The organism is Microcystis sp. M079S1 (assembly GCF_020246425.1).
Lineage (GTDB): Bacteria > Cyanobacteriota > Cyanobacteriia > Cyanobacteriales > Microcystaceae > Microcystis > Microcystis aeruginosa.
Genome location: NZ_JADBSZ010000089.1, coordinates 1 through 18,034, shown reverse-complemented (window position 1 = coordinate 18,034; position 18,034 = coordinate 1). Strand labels below are relative to the sequence as shown.

Below are 18,034 nucleotides of genomic sequence, written 5' to 3'. Positions count from 1 at the left end.
ATTACTGTTTACTGATTACTGTTTACTGATCACTGATTACTGATTACTGATCGCTGATTGCCGTAATTTTGTCGCCATCACCGAGATAGGCTGCCCCTTTGGCCACAATGCGATCGCCTGCTTGTAAACCGGTGAGAATTTCCACGCGGTTATTGGGCATAATTTGACCTAATTGCACAGTTTTGGCGGTAACGGTGTTATCAGGTTCAACTAAATAAACTAGAGCTTGATTATCTTTTTGAGGTAAAACTGCGGTCATGGGGACGGTTAAACTATTGCTAGTATTCGTCACGATCGCACCTCGTAAAAACATCCCCGGTTTTAACCCTGTATTGTCGGTTAAATCGACTTTAACCGTTGCCTGACGGGATGCCTCATCGACGATGGGATTAATTTCCCGCACCTGTCCCGATAATTTTAAACTGGTATTAGCATCGGAAGTGATAGTAACGGGCGCTCCGACGCGGATTAAGGGCAATTGATTCTCAGGAACCCGCAATCTTAGCTCTAAACGCCCATTTTCGATGATTTTAAAGAGAGCATTTTGACCGTTGGTGGTGTCCCCGATGCGGCCATTTCTTTCGGCAATTTTGCCACTGACCGGGGAAATCAGGCGCGTCTCGTTTAATTGGGCGTTAACAATGGCTAAACGGCTTTGAGCCTCCGCTAATTGGGCTTTAGCTTGGGCGATCACCTCGGGACGATTGCCCGCTTGCAATTGCGCTAGTTGCTGCTCTGCTTCTCCTAAACGAGATTGGGTCTGTTGTACGATCGCCGCTTTGTTTCTTTCTTCGTTGAGGACTTCATCGAGACGATCCCGGGCGATCGCTCCTTCCGCTTCTAAACTTTGGTTTCTCTGGACCCGTTTTTTAGCCAAATCCCAATCCGATCGAGCTTGACTAATTTCGGCTTTTATGCGTTGAATAGTTTGTTTAGCTCCAGCGATCTCCTCTTTACGGCTCCCCGCTTGCAATTCTGCCAAACGCGCCAGGGATTGGGCGACATTTGCCTGTGCTTGGGTTAATTGCGCTTGTAGGACGGTATCATCGAGACGAGCGAGAATTTGACCTTGGCTAACGATATCACCCTCATCGACAAAGATTTCTTTGATTTGTAGTCCCGTCGCTTGGGAAAGAATCGGGATTAATTCATCGGCTGCCACGCTTCCAGTCGCTTTCAGGGTGCGGGCCACGGGAGTGGATTCTACCCTAGTGGTGGTTACTGTTTGTGCTGGTGCCTCATTTTTTGCCGCTACGGGCTGAGTATTGGGGTTTTGGGCTGTTTGGGGTCGATTAGCGAAACGAGTCGCCCCTAGGGTCAATAAAACCCCCAATCCCACACCGATAAATAAACCCTTTCCTCCCGATAGCCACGAGTTGGTTTTTGTCGGTTTTGGCGAGTATTCGGGTTTCTCTGGCTCAATTTCAGGATTAAGTGCGATAATTTCGGGAACTAGCGAATTATCGGCTGAATGCTGGTTATTTTCTAGGGTATCTGGCCGCACGGTCTGCCCTCTCGGTAGATTCTGGATAAAATGTTAAGTTTTGTATCCATTTATAATCTAACGGAAAAAGGTCGCGGGTGGGGAAAGTGAGAAAGTGGACTTACTGTAAAAATCCCAAATTGTCCTGGTTGGTGAGGAATCAGTAGTTAGGAGACTCCGAGACAGGAGAATTAAGAATGAGTAATAATCAATTAAATGGTTTATTTAGAGATTTTCTGCCAGTTAATCTGGCTCTCCCCTACTTGTGGTCATAAGAAAAAGTTATGAAAAAGTCAGAGATCCAAATTTTCTTAGCCCATGCCAGTGAGGACAAACCAGCAGTTTTGGCACTGTATAACCGCCTCAAGCAAGCGGGATATAAACCTTGGTTGGATAAAAAAGACCTGATTCCGGGTCAAATTTGGCGAGATGAAATTCCGAAAGCGATTAAAGCTAGTCAGATTTTTCTGGCCTGTCTGTCAGGGAAATCGGCTAATAAACAGGGATACATCCAACGGGAGTTGAGGATTGCACTTGATACCTTGGGAGAGATGCTACCGGGGACAATTTTTTTTATTCCCATGAGGTTAGAAGAATGCGAAATTCCTGATCTGCGAATGTCAGAAGTTGGCTTGAATCTGCGAGATATTCACCGGCTTGATTATTGGGAAGAAGACGGATTTGAGCAACTAGAAAGAGCAATTGGCTATCAGTTCAAGCTTGAACCAGAAGAGCCAAAACAACCCGTAATCGTTCCAGAAGAGCCAAAACAACCGTTATCAGTATTTAACTTTGAGATCGTGGGAGTAAATGCGAAGGGTGAGCAAATCAAAAAAGAGTCGAAACAGTCCCAATATTTCAGCGAAGATTTGGGTGACGGCATCACCTTAGAAATGGTTGCCATACCGGGGGGAACTTTCCTGATGGGAACAGAAGACGAGGAAATCGAAAAACTGGTTAAAAAATTTAATTGGGAACGATTTAGATGGGAAAGACCTCCACATCGAGTAACCGTTTCCTCTTTCTACATGGGACGTTATCCCATCACCCAAGCTCAGTGGAAAGCGATCGCCGCAACCGCTAAAATAGATATCGACCTAGAGACAAACCCTTCTAACTTCAAAGGGGATGAGAAAGGGGATGAGCTACCCGTAGAAAGTGTCAACTGGTATCAAGCAACGGAATTTTGTAAACGACTATCAAGAGAAACAAAACGGGAGTATCGACTACCGAGTGAAGCGGAATGGGAATACGCTTGTCGTGCTGGAACCACCACCCCATTCTACTTTGGGGAAACCATTACGGGGGAATTGGCCAACTACAATGCTGGCTATACCTACGCCGAGGAAGCGAAGGGAGAATATCGACAACAAACGACTCGCGTGGGACAGTTTCCCCCCAATGCCTTCGGACTGTACGATATGCACGGCAATGTCTGGGAATGGTGCGCCGATACTTGGCACGATAATTATGACGGTGCGCCGACGGATGGCAGTGCTTGGATAGAAAATGGGGATGATAATCGTTCTCCTCTGCGGGGCGGTTCTTGGTACGTCAATCCGGATGACTGCCGTTCCGCTTCCCGCGACAACGACAACCGCCGCGACAGCTACTACTGCTACTACGACGTCCTCGGTTTTCGGGTGGTGTGCGGTGCTGGGAGGACTCTGTAACCCTTTTCCCCTTTTTTTCCCTTTTTACCCTTATTCCCTATTTTTTCTTTTTTCTTTTCTTTCCCGCCCTTAGGCGGGTCGATTTTGTAGGGGCGAACTGCGTTCGCCCGCCGGCAATAATTGTCCCACCGGCAATAATCGGGTTAATCACGGGTTTTGGGGGGGGTTTTGGGGATTTGGGTTTTTTGGGGGGATTTGGGCGCACGCGGTGCGCCCCTACGGGGTTTTGGGGTTTTTTGGGGGGTTTCAGGAAAAATACGTCGGTGCGAATTGCGATCGCTTATGATGGGAATTGATAAGAGGTTTTGTTAGTATTGCGGGAATATATAGGGTCTGCTGAATAAATCTAAAAACCTTGTTGGATAAGAATTTTAGACTTTTTTCCCATCAAAAAGTGCCAGACCTTGGGGTGATCGGGGGGGGAAATTTAGGCACTTTTTCCCTGAAAATTAGGTAATTGACCCCCTGAAAATCGGTAAAACCCTACACCCCACACCCCACACCCCACACCCTACCCCTAGGAAAAACTTTTTCAGCAGACCCTAATTAATTCTGTGTGGGGACTTAATCAACACTTTTCCTAGATATTAAGTATGCTTATCCAGACAAACTAAGCTTTTTGATCAACAGTATAAACCCACTGATTATGATTTTTTCTGGCCACGATTTTTTTAGAAGCGACCAAAGATTTTAGACAAAGATTGAGCATAGAAACGGGACGATTTAAGCGATTGCTCAATTCTTGAACCGTGATTCCTTGGGGATAAACTTGCATAAGTTCAAAAATTTGTGCGCTAGTATTTAATCCTTTTTTCGGACTAATAATCTTGATAGCCAAGGCCAGTAATCGGGAGAAACGACAGGCCTTTAGACCCTTGTTTGTCGCTGCTTTGTTCCGATCGATCTAGCCTTTTTTTTCAAGAAGTTGTTAGGGTTTAAAGTGCTAATAAGACCTTGACGGAAATAGAGATTAATTTGTTCCCATAATCTCTTGAATAGCAGATAAAAGGCGATCAATCTCCCCATCGGTCCCGATAGAAATCCGCACATAATTCTGAATGCGAGGATGTTTAAAATATCGCACTAATATCTGACGCTCTTTGAGTTGATGATATAACTCACTGGCACTAATGTGGGGGGGAGAAGCGAGGATAAAATTAGCTTCCGAGTCAAAAACAATAAATCCCAACTCGCGTAAAGAAGTAATTAAACGGCCGCGTGTTAGACGGACTTTTTGCCAAACTTCCTCAAAATAATTATGTTGTTTTAAAGCTGCTGTGGCTAAAGTTTGAGCGATGCGATCTAAATTATAGGAATCACGCACCTTATCCATCTGTTCGATAATGGCCCCGGAAGCAAAACCGAAACCGACTCTTAACCCCGCTAAACTATAACTTTTCGACATAGTGCGACTAATGATGACATTATCGTAACGGGAGAGAAAATCGAGATGATTGTCATCACTAAAATCCACATAAGCTTCATCAATTAATACCAATCCCGAGGCATTAGCACAGGTTGCTTCTAAATAGTCGCGATCAAGATGTTTACCGAGGGGAGGATTAGGGGAAGCCAGAAAAATTAATTTAGCTTCCGGACAAATAATCGGTCCTTCTAATGCAAATTTATCATTAGTGGGAAATTTGATAATGTTTGCCCCGTGTACCCGGGCAATTGTCTCGTAAAGAGAATAGGTTAAATCCAAAAAAGCGACGCTTTCGCAAGGGTTAACAAAAGTTCGCAGGGCGATATTGAGGATATCATCGGAGCCATTACCCGCGATTATCTGATCGGCTGCTATGCCGTATAATTCCGCCGCCGTTTGCCGTAACTCTTTGGAGATAGGATCGGGATAGAGTCGGACTTTCTCTAATTGCTCTGGCAGGTGGGCAAAAATTTCCGCCGGTGGGGGATAGGGATTCTCATTGGTGTTAAGTTTGGTAAATCCCGCGCTTTGGGGCTGTTCTCCCGGAGTGTAGGCGGGGGTTTGACGAACACAATCGCGTGTAGGTAGCATGGACTCTCTGGGTCGGCAATTTCTAGCAAGCTTTCTATTGTAACAAATCCTCGCCGATGATCGGGGGTTGAATAGATGTCAACCCCTACCGGTAAAACTAATTAAGGTTCTACCCAACGGCCATCGGCTTTAATTAAATTAATCAACTCGCTTACACCTTCACTTTCGGGGACGCGTTTAATTTCCTCGCGACCGCGATAAAGGGCGATATAACCGGCCTGTTTCCCCACATAACCATAGTCTGCGTCGGCCATTTCTCCCGGTCCGTTGACAATACAACCCATAACGGCGATATCGAGTCCGGTGAGGTGTTGAGTCGCTGCGCGCACTTGCTGCAGGACATCTTCTAAATTAAAAAGAGTGCGACCACAGGAAGGACAGGCAACGTATTCGACCATGGTTTTCCGCAGTCCCAGGGCCTGGAGAATGCTGTAACAGACGGGAATTTCCTTTTCGGGAGCTTCCGTCAGAGAAACGCGAATCGTATCACCAATACCGTCCGCTAAGAGAGTGGCAATCCCGGCAGTGGATTTAATTCGTCCGTATTCCCCATCTCCTGCCTCAGTAACCCCCAAATGTAGGGGATAATCCATACCTAACTCGTCCATGCGCTTAACCATGAGACGATAGGCGGCCACCATAACTGGCACGCGGGAAGCTTTCAGGGAAATGACCAGATTGCGAAAATCGAGGGATTCGCAGATGCGGATAAATTCTAAAGCCGACTGTACCATTCCTTCGGGGGTGTCGCCGTAGGTAAAGAGCATTCTTTCGGCCAGAGAACCGTGGTTAACGCCGATTCGCATCGCTTTATCTTGATCTCGCAGGGAAATAACTAAAGGTTTCAGAGTTTCGGCAATTTTTTCGCCAATTTCATCAAATTCTGCTTGACTATACTCGGTGCGGTCGGCTTTCGGTTTCTCGAAAACGTACAAACCGGGGTTAATCCGCACTTTATCGACGTACTTGGCCACTTCTAGGGCGATTTTCATGCCGTTGTGATGTACATCGGCTACTAACGGCACGGGTTGATAGGTGGCGAGCAGTTTTTTCCTAATTTTAGCCAAGGCGGTGGCGTGGGCCAGACTCGGCACGGTGACGCGGACAATTTCACAGCCGATTTCATGGAGGCGACGGATACCGGCCACGGAACCATCTATATCAAGGGTATCCTCGTTAATCATCGACTGCACGACCACGGGATGACCACCACCGATGGTAACGCTACCTACCCGGACGGGACGGGTTTTGCGTCGGTGAATCGTGGTGTCGAATTCGGAGGCAGTTGCGGGAGGGTTGAGCGTCGATTCCAAGGTTTGCATAGGACTATCACCAACAATCACTCTCCCTATTCTCTCAAAGAACAGGAACAGATTCTAGCCACTCTAATAAAATTGGGTTAAAACGGTCAGGACATTCATCCTGTAAACAATGACCGGCCCGTTCAAATTCTACATATTTAATCCTAGGGTTAAGGGAGACAAAACCCTGAGCTAACTGGACGGGAACCATCCGATCTTGCTTGCCCCAACACAATAAAATCGGTATTTCTAAGCGTGGTAAAATTAACTTTGCCGGTGGACAATATTCGGGATGATTGACAGCTTGTGCCAGGGAAATAAACGCCTCGGCTGCCCCCTCATCTAGGGTTGGGGCGGCGATAATTTGCACTAATTCCTCGCTGACTGCTTTCTTGTCTTCGTAGGCGATTCCTGTCCATTTTTTCAAGACTTGCGGACGACGCAGATAGTAAAAAATCGGTTTTAATAGCCAAGGAGAAGTGAAAAATTTTTCGATAGGAGTGACGATATTTAATAACCAATCGGTCATCATTTCCCGCCGACGGCTGACATCGGGTAAACTGAGCATAACTAATCCAGCTACCATTTCCGGATATTTACCCGCTAGGGCCATACTAACTAAAGAACCGATCGAATTTCCCACTAATACCACCGGTCTATTCATAAAAGTTTGCCAGAAATCGTGTATTTGTTCCACCCAGAGATTAACGGTATAGGGAACCTGTACTTTGCGCGAACCACCAAAACCTAATAAATCTACTGCGTAAACTCGATGATTTTGGCTGAGAATAGGAATATTATGTCGCCAATGTTCGATCGCCGCTCCAAATCCATGCAGTAAAATTAAAGGGGGATTATCGGCATCTTGGGGGTTTTTTGCCGGCATAAAACTATAACGAATTTGCCAACCGCGCCACACCCAATCCCGTTGATAACCGATGCGTTCTGTCCAAGCTGGTGAAGTTGTCACTTAAGTCAAACAATTAAGAGGGTTTTAGTAAATATTACTCTAGTTTTATTATACTGGTTTCCCCGTGCCTAACCCGCAGCCGAATAACATCTTTGTACTACTTTTCCCAAATATATTTAGGGTTTGCTGAATAAATCTAAAAACCTTGTTGGGTAAAACTTTTAGACTTTTTGTCAATCAAAAAGTACCAGGCATGGGAGTAATCAGGGGGAAAATTCCTGGACTTTTTCCCTGAAAATTAGGTAATTGGCCACTTCAAAACCGGTAAAACCCCACACCCCACACCCCACACCCCACACCCTGCCACCACCGAAAAACTTTTTCAGCAGACCCTATTTAAATCTAGGGTTGATCTAGCCTATGCTAAAAAGAGGGGGATTAAAATCGCTCCTAGACTTTAATTGAAAATTTAGGATATTGCACAGATGGGCAATCTATTTGATGATGTCAGTCGCTTTCTTGAAACCCAACTGGAAGAATTTCTCAGAAGTCATCCCCAATTAGAATTACAGGCGCTGGTAGAACAACTGCGCGAACAGGAGCGCGATACTGCTAAACTGATTAGCGCCCTAGAAAATGAGCGTCAACGTCTCGAACAGCAAATTTTGGCCACTGCCCAAGATATCCAAACTTGGCACGCTAGAATTGATAAGGCTAAGGCCGCTGGACGGCAGGACTTGCTTAAGGCTGCTAGTGAACGCGAGGCGGCCCTATTTCGTCAGGGTAATCAACTTTGGGGACGGATGGAAGGGGTGAAAAAACGTCTGAGTCAATCCCAAGAGTTACTGCAACAGGTCCAACAACGTCGTCAAGAAGTGCAAATTAAAGCCGAAAAAGCCCCTAAAAATCAGTCCCGTGACTGGGAAACCACTTTTTGGGATCAACCCCAAGAATCGGACTATCAGCGCTCGAACTACGATAATCTCGATCTAAAATTTAAAGAATGGGAAATGGAAGAAGAATTGAAAAAATTAAAGCGAGAAATGGGACGATAATTTTTCAGTGAGCAGTGAACAGTAAACAGTAAACTGATAACTCACATCTGATCACTGATAACTGATCACTGATAACTGAAATCCCCAACACCCAACACCCCAAAACCCAACACCTAAAAATTCCCCAGAATTGTTCCTCTTAGAAAACGATGGCATCTCAAGCACAAAATCCTGAAAATCAACCCTCCTCTACCCTCGAAGAAATCCGGGCTGCTCGTTTAGAAAAAGTGGCAGGATTGCAAAAAGCTGGCTTAAATCCCTACGCTTACCAGTGGAAATCTACCGCTCACGCTCAACAATTACAAGAGCAGTATGCTGACTTAGCACCGGGGGAAGAAATTAGCGCTGAAGTAGCAATTGCTGGTCGGATTATTGCCCGAAGAATTATGGGTAAACTAGCCTTTTTTAACCTGCAAGATGAAACGGGAACGATTCAATTATACCTCGATAAAAAACGCATTAGTGAAACCATGTACGCCGTGCCGAATGCCTTTAACACGGTGATTAAACTGACCGATACGGGCGATATTTTAGGAGCAAAAGGCACAATTAAACGCACAGAACGTGGGGAATTATCTATCTATGTAAACGAGTACGAAATTCTCACCAAATCCCTTTTACCTCTACCGGATAAATGGCACGGTTTAACCGATGTAGAAAAACGTTATCGACAAAGATATGTGGATTTAATTGTTAATCCGGAAGTGCGACAAACTTTTCGCCGTCGCGCCCAAATTACCGCTGCCATTCGCAGATATTTAGACCAAGAAGGTTTTATTGAAATTGAAACTCCCGTGCTACAAAGTGAAGCAGGAGGAGCCGATGCTAGACCGTTTATCACCTATCATAATACGCTGGAGATGGAGTTATATCTCCGCATTGCCACCGAATTACATCTAAAAAGATTAATAGTGGGTGGTTTTGAAAAAGTCTTTGAGTTAGGGAGAATTTTTCGCAATGAAGGGGTTTCTACTAAACACAACCCTGAGTTTACTTCCATCGAAATTTATCAGGCCTACGCCGATTATTATGACATGATGGAGTTAACTGAAAACATTATTGTTAATGCCGCACAAGATGTTTTAGGTACGCTGAAAATCACCTATCAAGACACGGTAATTGACCTAACTCCTCCTTGGCGACGAGTGACTATGCACGAATTAGTTCAAGAAATAACTGGGGTTGACTTTAATAGTTTTGAGGATTTCGAGTCGGCTCGTATTGCCGCAGAAAATGCTGGCATTGGGGTTCCAGAGGACTGTAAAACCATCGGTAAGCTCCTAAATGAAGCTTTTGAACAAAAAGTCGAAGAAACCCTAATACAGCCCACTTTTGTGCTAGATTTTCCCGTGGAAATTTCGCCTTTAGCTAAACCCCATCGCTCAAAAACTGACCTCGTGGAAAGATTTGAATTATATGTGGTTGGACGGGAATTAGCTAATAGTTTTTCTGAGTTAACCGATCCCATCGATCAACGGCAAAGATTAGAAGCACAGGCACTCAAAAAAGCGGCTGGAGATTTGGAGGCCCAAGGCGTTGATGAGGACTTTTTAACCGCTTTAGAATACGGAATGCCCCCCACGGGAGGCTTAGGAATTGGCATTGATCGCCTGATCATGTTATTAACCGATTCTGCCAGTATTCGCGATGTAATTGCTTTCCCCTTATTAAAAAGTCAAAGTACAGCGATTAAATCTTTTGACTACGATCAGGACAAAAAAATTCTGAAAGTGGAATTTAATCACGGTGGTATCTATCTTTATCATGATCTACCTTTGGCAGTATATAAAGATTTTCAGTCTGCACCATCGAAAGGACAGTTTTTTGTCGGACAAATTCGCGATAAATACAGTTTTGATAAGGAATTGTAAAAGTTAGGGTCACTTCAGTTAAGTAGTCGGACATAAATTCTGTTGTCTATCTTAAGAAATGTAAATTGCCGCAATTCTTACTGACTCCTGACTCCTGACTCCTGACTCCTTACCCCACAGTTAACTTTACTTTTGTCCAACTACTTATCAGCTATCAGCCGTCGGCTATCAGCTATCATACTAAATCCGTTGAGTATAGGCTACATATCAGGACAGGCACTCATGCAAAAGGGGGAATAGATAATCAGTCTTTAATAACCGGATTTAGGATCAGCTATCAGCCGTCAGTAAACAGTAATCAGTGGACTGATTACTGATTACTGATTACTGTTTAGCTGACACTTTGAAACAATTGTGGCCAGTCGAGATTGGGAGCGTCTGAGGGAGCAACAATTTCGAGAATTTTATTGTTAGCGGCGGGATAAAATAGGGATTCTACGCAAACGGAAGCCACTTTCGTGCGGGGAATATTGCCCTCAGACAGGGTATCGGCGGATGACATTTTAATTGCATTAAGATTATCCTCGTTTTTGAGGCCGCCGGGGCGCACGATCGTGTAGGTTAGTCCACTATTGATTAAATAGGCTTCCGCTTGTTTTTTCCAGAATAAAATTAACCAAAAGAGATTGAGGGGGTGGAAAAAGTTCGATACACAGAGGGAAGTAACGAGAACAAAATGTTCGATTCCTTTCTTTTTTGCGGCATCGATGAGATTTTTAGTTCCCAAGTAGTCCACTAACAAAGGTTCCGTAGGATTAAAACTCGGTCTGGCCCCCGTGGCGCATAGCAAAACGCTACAATCAGCGATTAGTGCCTCTAACTTATCGGCCTGTTGAACATCTCCGACGACGATTTCCACCCCTGCCGGCAAAATTTCCGCCGCTTTCTCTCGGTTTCTCACCAAAGCGCGGACGGGAATCTGACGTTCGACTAATTGGGCAACTATTCTCCGTCCTGTTTCCCCCGTGGCTCCTGCTACAAATGCTTTCATCGCTTCTTGACCTAATAGTTTTTAACAATACGTTACACTAATCTCAATTCTACAAATTTCCCCGATCCTTTGGCAGTTAATCCCCAACTGTTTCTAGCACTATCATTAGTTTCCAGGTTTATAAGTCATGCAGCGTCCCCCCATTAGCTCCCTAGCTCGCGAATCTGTAGAAGTCAAAGAAGACAATCAATTTCTCGGTTTTCAAACCCATTTTGCCGGAGCCATGGATATGTATAGCAATCAGGACAAGGTTGCCGATTATCTGGGCGCTCACGAAGGTTGGTTTTGTCGTTGTGCCGAACCGATGAAAACTCTGCCCTTCGGTGAGAATGGTTATATTATCACCATCGGTAAATATGGAGCTTTTGGCTATGAACTGGAGCCGAAAATCGCTGTGGTTCTCGATCTGCCGGTCAATGGAGTCTATCATACTCGCAGTGTCCCCATTCCCGATCAACCGTTTTTAGGCTATCTAGTGGATTATCAGGCAATTATGAAACTAGAGGAAATGCCGCTATCTTCTCCTAGTCGGGAAATTCAGGCAATTTTTCGGCAACAGGGACGGGATATTCCGGCGGTTATCACCCAAATCACCTGGGAACTGCATATGGATGTTATGGTTAAGTTTCCCAAGTTTATTTATAAGATTCCCCGTTCCATTCTCCAAAAAACCGGTGACAAACTGTTGACGCAAATTGTTCGCCAAGTTTCCCCTCGCTTAACCTACAAAGTTCAAGAGGATTTTCACTCTAGCTTTAATTTACCCCTACCCCCCGCTTCCAGTCGTCTTTTCTATCGTCTCGACTCATCCGAGGGTGGGTTGCTTGCCTAGGGTTTGGGGGGTCTGTCAACAGTAATCAGTAGAGCTTGCTGATGGGAAACCAAGGAAAAATAAAGATTTGCTAACGGTGCTGGTCAGTCTAAGCTAGAATTATTAAGAAATGTTTACTTGTAAAAATAAACCTAAGACTACTTCAATATTTTATGTCTCTGCCTATCCGTAACGTTGCTATCATTGCTCACGTTGACCACGGGAAAACCACCCTCGTCGATGCACTCCTCAAACAGTCGGGAATCTTTCGAGAAGGGGAAGATGTACCCACCTGCGTCATGGATTCCAATGACCTCGAAAGAGAACGCGGTATCACCATTCTGGCCAAAAACACCGCCGTTCGTTACCAAGACACCCTGATTAATATCGTCGATACTCCCGGTCACGCCGACTTTGGTGGCGAAGTGGAACGGGTTTTAGGTATGGTGGACGGTTGTATCCTGATTGTCGATGCTAACGAGGGGCCGATGCCCCAAACCCGTTTTGTGCTGAAAAAAGCCCTAGAAAAGGGATTAAGACCGATTGTCGTGGTTAATAAAATTGATCGCCCCAACGTCGATCCGAACCTAGCCGTGGACAAAGTTTTCGATCTGTTTGTGGAACTGGGTGCCGATGACGACCAATGTGATTTTACTACTCTGTTCGCTTCCGGGATGCAAGGATTCGCCAAAGAAAGCCTCGAAGACGAAGACAAAGATATGCAGCCCCTGTTTGAAGCGATTTTACACCACGTTCCACCACCGGCCGGGGACGTTAACAAACCCCTACAGCTGCAAGTAACCACCCTCGATTACTCGGAATACTTAGGACGCATCGTTATCGGCCGCATCCATAACGGCGTAATTAAAGCTGGTCAACAGGCAGCTTTAGTAAAGGATACGGGCGCGGTTGTCAAGGGTAAAATAACAAAACTTCTTGGTTTTGAGGGCCTCAAACGGGTGGAACTAAACGAGGCCAGCGCCGGTAATATCGTCGCTGTGGCTGGTTTTGCCGACGCTAACATCGGGGAAACCGTAACTTTAGCCGATGACCCGCAAGCTTTACCCCTAATTAAAGTCGATGAACCGACCCTACAAATGACCTTCTCGGTGAACGATTCTCCCTTTGCCGGTCAGGAAGGCACTTTTGTCACCTCGCGGCAAATTCGCGATCGTCTCATGCGAGAATTAGAAACTAACGTCGCCCTGCGGGTAGAAGAAAGTGATTCTGCCGAAAAATTCCTAGTTTCGGGCCGGGGAGAACTACATTTAGGCATTCTCATCGAAACCATGCGTCGGGAAGGCTACGAATTCCAAGTATCGCAGCCGCAAGTTATCTACCGGGAAATTAACGGTCAACCCTGTGAACCCTACGAATACCTCGTTTTAGATGTACCCGAAGAAGCGGTGGGTTCCAGTATCGAACGTCTCGGCCAACGGAAAGGGGAAATGCAGGATATGCAGACGGGCAGCAATGGCCGTACTCAATTGGAATTCGTGATTCCGGCCCGAGGTTTAATCGGTTTCCGGGGCGAATTTATCCGTCTGAGTCGCGGTGAGGGGATTATGAACCATAGTTTTCTCGAATATCGTCCTTTCTCTGGGGAATTAGCCACTCGTTACAATGGCGTGATTACTGCCTTTGAGGAAGGAGTCGCCACTTTCTACGCCCTCAAAAACGCCGAGGACCGGGGAGTATTTTTTATTACTCCGGGGACAAAAGTGTATAAAAACATGATTATCGGCGAAAGCAACCGGCCCCAAGACGTGGAGATCAATATCTGCAAAACTAAACAGTTAACTAACCATCGTTCCGCCACCGGGGATGAATTGGTTCAGTTACAATCCCCCGTGGATATGAGTCTCGAACGCGCCCTCGAATACATCGGACCGGATGAGTTGGTAGAAATTACCCCGAAATCGATCCGTCTGCGTAAATTACCGGTGAAAAAGTTAGCCAAACGTTAATCGGTTTTGACAAAATCTGGCGGCAATATCTAACAAAGAAATCCACTCAGATTTTCAACAAAACTGAGATGATAGAAAAAAGTGCCTTGAGTTTGAGGGTAAAGAATCTGCTGTGAGCTATTCTGCTACTTTGATGCGACATCCGATGTTTCCCGCCGCGTCGGACAGCAATCGTCTTCGTCTCTTTTCGGGATCCGCTAATGTATCTCTTGCCCAAGAGGTGGCCCGTTATCTGGGCATGGATGTGGGTCCGATGATTCGTAAACGTTTCGCCGATGGTGAATTGTACATCCAGATTCAGGAATCGATCCGGGGCTGTGATGTCTATTTAATTCAACCCTGTTGCAATCCCGTCAACGATCATTTGATGGAATTGTTGATCATGATTGATGCCTGTCGTCGTGCTTCTGCCCGACAAATTACCGCCGTAATTCCCTATTATGGTTATGCTCGCGCCGATCGCAAAACCGCCGGCCGGGAATCGATCGCCGCTAAACTGGTGGCTAATCTGATCACGGAAGCGGGGGCAAGTCGCGTGTTGGCCATGGATTTGCATTCGGCCCAAATTCAAGGTTATTTCGATATTCCCTTCGATCACGTTTACGGTTCCCCAGTGGTGGTGGACTATCTTCTCAGTAAACAATTACCCGATATCGTCGTGGTTTCTCCCGATGTGGGTGGGGTGGCCAGGGCGCGGGCTTTTGCCAAAAAACTCAATGATGCTCCCCTAGCAATTATTGATAAACGCCGGCAAACCCATAATGTGGCGGAAGTGATGAACTTGATCGGCGATGTTAAGGATAAAACGGCGGTTTTAGTCGATGATATGATCGATACGGCCGGTACGATCGCTCAAGGGGCGCAGTTACTGAAAGCCAAGGGGGCGCGACAGGTTTATGCTTGTGCCACCCATCCGGTTTTTTCTGGTCCGGCGATCGAGCGTTTATCCAGTGGCATAGTCGAGGAAGTGATCGTTACTAACACGATTCCCGTCCCCCAAGAACATTTTTTCCCGCAACTGAAAGTCTTGCCGGTTGCCCCGATTCTGGGGGAGGCCATATGGCGCATCCATGAGGACAATTCCGTGAGTAATATGTTCAAATAGATGGCCGAATCCCCCTAAAACTAGGGGGAATTTTTATATTTAGCCCTTTTCTGTGGAAATGGGGTGGGTTAATGGCATTATCAACCACTCCATCTCGCGGAGAGAGGGGGAAGGTGTAGAGAGAGAATCGATCGGAAAATTAAATATAGCAATTCTTAAACTTCACTGGTTATTTCACAGTCTTGCCGTACAATGGAGATGCAGAACAGTTCTTCCGATAGTTATTGTGTTCTATTAGCTAAAAACGCTTAATATAGGAGATAAATAGCCTAAAATGTCCAAAGTGGTCGATATTAACAATCCACTGATCGATCCAACTCCTCCAGAGGTTCACTTAACTAATGCACCTCTAGTGTGTGTGCTTGGACAAGTACGGTTCCCACAAATTCTGGCCGTTGAGGATAGGAAATTTGTGACTCCATTTCAGGAAGCTATTAGAACAAAGTATCCTAAGTTACGGCAGGAACGAACTTATCAATTAACTTTTGATAATCAAGAAAAAGATGCCGTCAGATCTCAAGCTGAGGTTATCTGGCGATTTACAGATGTCAATAATCATTGGCGAGTCTCATTAGCATCTAATTTTGTCACCTTAGACACATCAAAGTATGTCAGTCGTCAGGACTTTTTAGAGCGAATGAGAGAAGTTTTAACTGCGGTTAATGAACATATTCAACCCAACCTTGTTGAGCGAATCGGTATTAGATATGTTGATCGTATTGAGGGTATTGATGTAGGGAATATTTCTAATTTAGTCAGATCAGAACTGATAAATATCACCGCGTCAACATTTCAAGAACATATTCTTCAAAGTTATAATGAATCTCTGTTTCAGTTACCTAATACCCAAGGGACACTTGTAGCAAGATGGGGATTGATTCCAGGTAACGCTACTTTTGATCCAAATGTCTTTGAACCGATTGATCAACCGAGTTGGTTTCTTGATTTAGATATGTCTATTTCAGAGAATCAAGAATTTGACGTTGAAAAAATTTTAGAGGATGCAAAACGATTTTCTGAAAGAATTTATACTTTTTTTAGATGGTCAGTAACCGAAGAATTTCTAAGACGCTTTGGAGGTGAACAATGAGTAACTTAGTGATTGAACGTTCAAATACTTTTGGCTCAATCAATCCTCAAAAACGATTTAGAATGATTCCTGGTATTGCGGAATCCAGTACCATTGGCTATGATAATCTTGCCGCTCAAAAGTTACTAGCGATTTCAGAAAGAACTAATAGTGAAATAGTTGTTCCGAAGCACAATCCTCATCTTTTTCAAGATAGTCAAAAAGCGATTAATGAACTCAGAAAAACCAGTGGACTGACCTGGGAGCAAGTTGCCAAACTATTTAATGTTTCACGTCGAAGCATTCATTTTTGGGCAAGTGGACAGCCTCTAGCTAGTGACAATGAGGAGAAATTAAATAGATTACTGGGAGTGATTAGATATATTGATCGAGGAAGTGCAAGTCTTAACCGTAAGTTATTATTGAATCCTAATGCTGATGGGGAACTGCCTTTAGACCAATTAATATCAGGAGAATATGATAAAGTAAGAGAGAATCTTGGGCGTGGTAATCCACCCAAAAGACCGCAATTAAGACCTTTGTCTGAGGAGGAGAGTGAGCTTCGTAGGCCTTTACCACCGGAGATATTAATTGATGCTTTACAAGATTCTATTCATCATGATGTTGGACGTTCTAGACCTGCTAAAACATTGAGGAGTGGTCAAAATCGCAGTGGAAAGCAAACAGATTGATCTCATTAACAATGAGTTACAAACATGGTGTCAAGGGGATTTTGTTTTAGGAGAACAGTGGTTTGTTCATCGATTTAATCCTCAATTTCCTCTTACACCTGATTCTACAAAGCAAGATGGTCAAGAAAATGATCTTGTAGAATCGGAAGTAAAAGGTCTAGTTGTTGTTACACAAACTTGCGATATTGTCCGTTCTTGTTGTCAACGTCCTTTTCTAGAAGTTGTTCCTCTGGTAGAAATTGAAGCTGAAAAAATTAGTGAGATAAAAAAAGGCAGACGACCTCAATACGCTTACATTGAAGGATTTGCCAAACTAAACTTAGTAGCTGATCTCGATAGGGTAATGACAGTCGAAAAAGCATTAATCTTACAATGGAATCGTCAACAGGGTTGTGTAACTGATCAAGAAAAAAGACTCTTAAGACAAGCGATAGCAAGAAAAAGAATCCGTTTTGCTTTTCCAGATGATTTTGTTCAATTTGTCAGTAAACTTCAAAAACGGATGCAAGATAAGCATACTAAACAAAGTTATGAAGGGGAAGCCTTACGAGCTTTGCGAGAAATTAGAGTTAGTGCAAGACCTTCGTGGAATGATGAAAATCCTGAACTTATGTTTTATTTTATTCGTGAAGAAGAACAAGAGGACTATAATGACATTGGATGGGACAAATGGCTATACGAGTGGTTAAATTTATTACCTAAATCTGGACGTTTTCAGTCTAATGGTTTAGTAGTAAGCTTAGAAGATATGACCGCAAAAGATTATGTTGACAGTGATCCACTGGATCTTGATCATTTGTCTATGGCCCAAAGCAATATTGAAAATTTAGATTTATAGAAAACTATAATTACAAAAGTTTTCCAAATATTGTCGCAATTCTGATACTGGTGAGATACAAAGTCTCCAGTTTTAGGGAAGAGGGAGAAACAAGCTGATGGCTAAAAAACTGGGCTCTTCGTTACTTGGTATGATTCGATCAGGGGGCATAAATCGACTAAATCCTTATCCGGCAAGAGACTTAATTGATTAGTTCGCTCTAGATCGAAAACAATTAACAAAAATCGCCAAATGTCTTTCTCTATAAGAGT

At 44.5% G+C, this 18,034-nt stretch carries 15 protein-coding genes; 9 read left to right on the top strand and 6 right to left on the bottom strand.

All coding sequences use genetic code 11. The features are described 5' to 3' along the window. Positions 1-43: 43 nt before the first annotated feature. Positions 44-1,504 carry an efflux RND transporter periplasmic adaptor subunit gene (locus IM456_RS05600; RefSeq protein ID WP_287693148.1) on the bottom strand — a complete coding sequence of 487 codons (1,461 nt, stop codon included), beginning with the start codon at positions 1,502-1,504 and terminating at the stop codon, positions 44-46. 263 nt (positions 1,505-1,767) lie between these two features. On the opposite strand from IM456_RS05600, the gene IM456_RS05595 reads away from it, so the two are divergent. Further along, positions 1,768-3,156 carry an SUMF1/EgtB/PvdO family nonheme iron enzyme gene (locus tag IM456_RS05595; RefSeq protein ID WP_287693147.1) on the top strand — a complete coding sequence of 463 codons (1,389 nt, stop codon included), beginning with the start codon at positions 1,768-1,770 and terminating at the stop codon, positions 3,154-3,156. A gap of 610 nt (positions 3,157-3,766) precedes the next feature. Here IM456_RS05595 and IM456_RS05590 read toward each other — a convergent pair. From IM456_RS05590 to IM456_RS05575, 4 genes are all read right to left on the bottom strand, one after another. Beyond that, on the bottom strand, positions 3,767-3,994 hold the full coding sequence (locus IM456_RS05590; protein ID WP_253881139.1) for a winged helix-turn-helix domain-containing protein: 228 nt from the start codon (positions 3,992-3,994) through the stop codon (positions 3,767-3,769). 132 nt (positions 3,995-4,126) lie between these two features. Continuing rightward, on the bottom strand, positions 4,127-5,173 hold the full coding sequence (gene hisC / locus IM456_RS05585; protein ID WP_149986299.1) for a histidinol-phosphate transaminase: 1,047 nt from the start codon (positions 5,171-5,173) through the stop codon (positions 4,127-4,129). 101 nt (positions 5,174-5,274) lie between these two features. Then, entirely contained in the window at positions 5,275-6,495 is a 1,221-nt protein-coding gene (ispG, locus tag IM456_RS05580; RefSeq protein WP_287693146.1) for a (E)-4-hydroxy-3-methylbut-2-enyl-diphosphate synthase, read from the bottom strand. Positions 6,496-6,529: 34 nt separating this feature from the next. After that, positions 6,530-7,444 carry an alpha/beta fold hydrolase gene (locus IM456_RS05575; protein ID WP_149986301.1) on the bottom strand — a complete coding sequence of 305 codons (915 nt, stop codon included), beginning with the start codon at positions 7,442-7,444 and terminating at the stop codon, positions 6,530-6,532. A gap of 425 nt (positions 7,445-7,869) precedes the next feature. On the opposite strand from IM456_RS05575, the gene IM456_RS05570 reads away from it, so the two are divergent. Both IM456_RS05570 and lysS read left to right on the top strand, forming a co-directional pair. Then, positions 7,870-8,439 carry a TIGR04376 family protein gene (locus tag IM456_RS05570; RefSeq protein WP_002797241.1) on the top strand — a complete coding sequence of 190 codons (570 nt, stop codon included), beginning with the start codon at positions 7,870-7,872 and terminating at the stop codon, positions 8,437-8,439. A 149-nt stretch (positions 8,440-8,588) separates the two neighbouring features. Beyond that, positions 8,589-10,310 carry a lysine--tRNA ligase gene (gene lysS / locus IM456_RS05565; protein WP_287693145.1) on the top strand — a complete coding sequence of 574 codons (1,722 nt, stop codon included), beginning with the start codon at positions 8,589-8,591 and terminating at the stop codon, positions 10,308-10,310. Between the two features lie 331 nt (positions 10,311-10,641). Here the strand turns inward: lysS and IM456_RS05560 are convergent, their stop codons facing one another. Further along, positions 10,642-11,301 (bottom strand): SDR family oxidoreductase, encoded by a 660-nt coding sequence (locus tag IM456_RS05560; RefSeq protein ID WP_149986303.1) that lies wholly within the window; start codon positions 11,299-11,301, stop codon positions 10,642-10,644. A gap of 127 nt (positions 11,302-11,428) precedes the next feature. Here IM456_RS05560 and IM456_RS05555 point away from each other — a divergent pair, with 127 nt between their 5' ends. From IM456_RS05555 to IM456_RS05530, 6 genes are all read left to right on the top strand, one after another. Next, complete coding sequence (locus tag IM456_RS05555) at positions 11,429-12,133, top strand: DUF1997 domain-containing protein (RefSeq protein WP_149986304.1); 705 nt, start codon at positions 11,429-11,431, stop codon at positions 12,131-12,133. 152 nt (positions 12,134-12,285) lie between these two features. Further along, on the top strand, positions 12,286-14,079 hold the full coding sequence (typA, locus tag IM456_RS05550; protein WP_002796752.1) for a translational GTPase TypA: 1,794 nt from the start codon (positions 12,286-12,288) through the stop codon (positions 14,077-14,079). A gap of 133 nt (positions 14,080-14,212) precedes the next feature. After that, positions 14,213-15,184 carry a ribose-phosphate pyrophosphokinase gene (locus tag IM456_RS05545; protein ID WP_002783137.1) on the top strand — a complete coding sequence of 324 codons (972 nt, stop codon included), beginning with the start codon at positions 14,213-14,215 and terminating at the stop codon, positions 15,182-15,184. 274 nt (positions 15,185-15,458) lie between these two features. After that, complete coding sequence (locus IM456_RS05540; protein WP_287693144.1) at positions 15,459-16,274, top strand: TIGR04255 family protein; 816 nt, start codon at positions 15,459-15,461, stop codon at positions 16,272-16,274. After that, the gene (locus IM456_RS05535; RefSeq protein WP_041804010.1) at positions 16,271-16,945 is read left to right on the top strand and encodes a helix-turn-helix domain-containing protein; all 675 of its coding nucleotides are present in this window, start codon (positions 16,271-16,273) and stop codon (positions 16,943-16,945) included. Before IM456_RS05540 ends, IM456_RS05535 begins: the two co-directional genes overlap by 4 nt. Beyond that, positions 16,926-17,783 (top strand): hypothetical protein, encoded by an 858-nt coding sequence (locus IM456_RS05530; RefSeq protein ID WP_149986307.1) that lies wholly within the window; start codon positions 16,926-16,928, stop codon positions 17,781-17,783. The genes IM456_RS05535 and IM456_RS05530 overlap by 20 nt, the downstream gene beginning before the upstream one ends. Positions 17,784-18,034: the final 251 nt, after the last annotated feature.

Excerpts from the sequence above, each read along its gene's own strand:
- IM456_RS05555 (WP_149986304.1), top strand. The coding sequence starts at position 11,429 with ATGCAGCGTCCCCCCATTAGCTCCCTAGCTCGCGAATCTGTAGAAGTC.
- IM456_RS05595 (WP_287693147.1), top strand. The coding sequence starts at position 1,768 with ATGAAAAAGTCAGAGATCCAAATTTTCTTAGCCCATGCCAGTGAGGAC.
- IM456_RS05570 (WP_002797241.1), top strand. The coding sequence starts at position 7,870 with ATGGGCAATCTATTTGATGATGTCAGTCGCTTTCTTGAAACCCAACTG.
- hisC (WP_149986299.1), bottom strand. The coding sequence starts at position 5,173 with ATGCTACCTACACGCGATTGTGTTCGTCAAACCCCCGCCTACACTCCG.
- ispG (WP_287693146.1), bottom strand. The coding sequence starts at position 6,495 with ATGCAAACCTTGGAATCGACGCTCAACCCTCCCGCAACTGCCTCCGAA.
- IM456_RS05535 (WP_041804010.1), top strand. The coding sequence starts at position 16,271 with ATGAGTAACTTAGTGATTGAACGTTCAAATACTTTTGGCTCAATCAAT.
- IM456_RS05560 (WP_149986303.1), bottom strand. The coding sequence starts at position 11,301 with ATGAAAGCATTTGTAGCAGGAGCCACGGGGGAAACAGGACGGAGAATA.
- lysS (WP_287693145.1), top strand. The coding sequence starts at position 8,589 with ATGGCATCTCAAGCACAAAATCCTGAAAATCAACCCTCCTCTACCCTC.
- typA (WP_002796752.1), top strand. The coding sequence starts at position 12,286 with ATGTCTCTGCCTATCCGTAACGTTGCTATCATTGCTCACGTTGACCAC.
- IM456_RS05540 (WP_287693144.1), top strand. The coding sequence starts at position 15,459 with ATGTCCAAAGTGGTCGATATTAACAATCCACTGATCGATCCAACTCCT.
- IM456_RS05545 (WP_002783137.1), top strand. The coding sequence starts at position 14,213 with ATGCGACATCCGATGTTTCCCGCCGCGTCGGACAGCAATCGTCTTCGT.